The sequence below is a fragment of the Brevibacillus massiliensis genome (assembly GCF_000311785.1).
Lineage (GTDB): Bacteria > Bacillota > Bacilli > Brevibacillales > Brevibacillaceae > Brevibacillus_C > Brevibacillus_C massiliensis.
This window is the reverse complement of record NZ_HE978540.1, coordinates 271,755-274,537: the sequence shown is the minus strand read 5'-3', so window position 1 is coordinate 274,537 and position 2,783 is coordinate 271,755. Positions and strand designations below refer to the sequence as shown.

Genomic DNA, 2,783 nt, shown 5'->3' with positions numbered 1-2,783 from the left:
GCGCCTATATATAAAATAGCGATGATTGATCTTGTCCAAACTTGATCAAAAAACCCAGCAGGATCGATTCGTTTGCACTGCACACCGTGACGGTAAGACATCATGGTTTCGTGCGTTGTCAACACTTACACCTACTTTGATATCTACAACCTTGAGGGAGAATATCGTTATGTCAAACATTAGTGTTCTAGACTGGATAGTTATTACAGCATATATGCTCGGGATGGTGGCAATCGGAATGTTTGCCGGAAAAAAATTGAAGGGATATGAAGACCATATCTTATCCGGAAGACAAGTGCCAACTCATTACCTGGCTCCTGGTCTTCTCACAACGCAAATAGGTGCCGGTTCAATCATCGGTTTTGTCGGTCTAAGCTATTCCATCGGATATTCAGGGGGCTGGTGGATCATTTCTAATATCGTTACGTTTCTGGTTCTGGGGCTGATTGGGGCCAAACCATTAAGAGAAGCGATTGGCAGCAAAACTCTGCCTGAATGGTTCGGGAACAGATACAACGACCAAAGCAGGTTATTCACTTCTGTGACCATAGCTATAGCCGAGCTTGCCTTTACTGCGGGACAAATTGTTGGCGGCGGGCTGCTATTTGCTACGTTGCTTGGTTGGGATCCGAAGACGGGTATTTTACTATACGCGGTTATAAATGTGACCTACACAGTGATAGGTGGTTTGTGGGCGGTATTTCTGACGGATTTTGTCCAAATGTTTGTTATGTTCGCCGGTATTACCGCGCTGGTTGCAGTTGGTGTGTTTGAAACAGGAGGAATTGGCAACTTGATAAACAGCTCACCGCCTGGGTATTTTGATTTGATCCAAGATGGTCAGTTTACCACAGTAATTGCACAGATCCTTTACGCAATTCCCGCTATTTTTTGTTCTTTTGATATCATCCAGAAAATAATGAGCGCGAAAAGTCCGCAAGTTGCAAGAAACTCCTGCTACTGGGCATCACTGGGCGTTGTATTTTTTGCTGTTACGATGCCTTTAATCGGTATTTTAGGATATCATATCCTCGGTCCTAATCTGGAGAATCCGGAGATGATCACCCCGCTTCTGATTGGAACGATTCTTCCGATAGGGTTAAAAGGGCTGGCTATTTCTGCGGTATTAGCCACTCTGATGTCATCTTCTTCAGCTTGTCTGATAGCGGCGTCTTCCGTTATTACGAACGATATCTTTAAGTACTTTGTTGCTTTCGATAAACTTGACGAGAAAAGAAAGCTTTCGATTAATATATGGCTTACATTGGCACTAGGAGTAATAAGCTGGGCGATAGCGTCTTTCTATGACAAAGCGATGAGCAACATGGAATTGGCCTGGACAGCTTTGTCATGTGGCGCATTTATTCCAATGATAGCGGGCTTGCTGTGGAAAAAGGCCAGTGCCACCGGAGCAATTGCCAGTATGTTGGCTGGGGCATTGACCGGTCTGATTTGGTTGTTGAATGGGAACCCGCTTGGTTGGAGACCGATCATTCCTGCTTATATTATTGGAATAATAGCCATAGTTGTTGTTTCAATGATCTTTCCCAACCAGAGAAAGCACTCGGTAATCGCAACAAAAGAAGAGAGGGGTTAACATTTCCTGTTTGATTGAAGAAAACGGCAAAGCTTTGAATTGAAAATATCGTGGAGAGTGATGAAAGTGAAAAACCTGACGGCGTCAACTGATCTATCGATACGAAGAGTGAAATTCCGCTCGCCGATCTTACAGGGGTGGGAGTGGACGGTTCATGACATTTCCGCCCGGGAACCAGGACCGCGTCTATGCGTCATGGCTGGTATCCACGTCAACGAAGTCTCCAGTATCGAAGCAGCATTCCAACTAGTGGAACGATTTCGAAGGGAGCTTCGCCGAGGTACAGTCTCGATTATGCCGATCGCAAATCCTCCGGCGCTTCCTTATCGCTCCGAGTACGTATGCCCCATTGACGGCAAGAATATCAATTTCTGCTTTCCGGGGTCAAGCAGCGGTACGTTCAGCGAAGCCCTTGCCGATGGCATCCTTAACGAGTGGGCCGCCGACGCCGATTGTCTGATCGATCTCCACGGTGGAGATCTTTGCGAGAGTGTAGCCCGCTTTACGGTTGTGCCGACGATCGGCGATCCAGAGTTTGACGAGTTTAATTTGGCTTTATCCACCGCTTTCGAACCGGATATTATTGTCCGGCTGGATCCGGACCAACTGGCGATGCCGGGAAGGAGCTGTAGCGGTCGGGCAAGGCAGCGTAAGAACGCAGTGTTTGCCGAAGCCGGAAACAACGGCCTGATTGATGATCACAGCGTGAAATTCCATCGGGACGGTGTGCTGCGGGTAGCGGCACTACTTGGCATGATGGACGGGGAATGCCTGCCGCCGAAAAAACAGCCCATTGTCGCCGATCAATATCATTGGATACAATCCGGGGTTGACGGTTGGTGCCGCTATGCTGTCGAGCCGGGAGAGAAAGTGGTTCGCGGGCAGTTGCTGGCCACGATTGACGATTATTCCGGGAACGTAATCCGTGAAGTGCTGGCGCCAACTGAAGGGCATTTGCTCTGGCGCTGCACCCATGCAGTCGTAACGTCGAAGACGGACCTCTTTGGGATAGCCGGTACAAGGGATCGGTCGAGGTAACTACAAATGAAGCGGCCTGTCAACAGCGGGCTGCCGCAATGCTGAAGTCATTGCGGCAGCTTTTTTCGTTTTTGTTGAATAAACCGTACGTTCATGTTTTAATATACTTATAATGTTCGTAAATAGCGCTAGTTTGATAGATAAAACG

The 2,783-nt window shown here is 47.8% G+C and carries 2 protein-coding genes; both read left to right on the top strand.

What is annotated here, in order from left to right; translation table 11 throughout:
- Nucleotides 1-169 precede the first annotated feature (169 nt).
- The gene (locus HGBM_RS13905; RefSeq protein WP_019121720.1) at nt 170-1,597 is read left to right on the top strand and encodes a sodium:solute symporter family protein; all 1,428 of its coding nucleotides are present in this window, start codon (nt 170-172) and stop codon (nt 1,595-1,597) included.
- Between the two features lie 66 nt (nt 1,598-1,663).
- Nucleotides 1,664-2,635 carry a succinylglutamate desuccinylase/aspartoacylase family protein gene (locus tag HGBM_RS27455; protein WP_161605050.1) on the top strand — a complete coding sequence of 324 codons (972 nt, stop codon included), beginning with the start codon at nt 1,664-1,666 and terminating at the stop codon, nt 2,633-2,635.
- Nucleotides 2,636-2,783 lie beyond the last annotated feature (148 nt).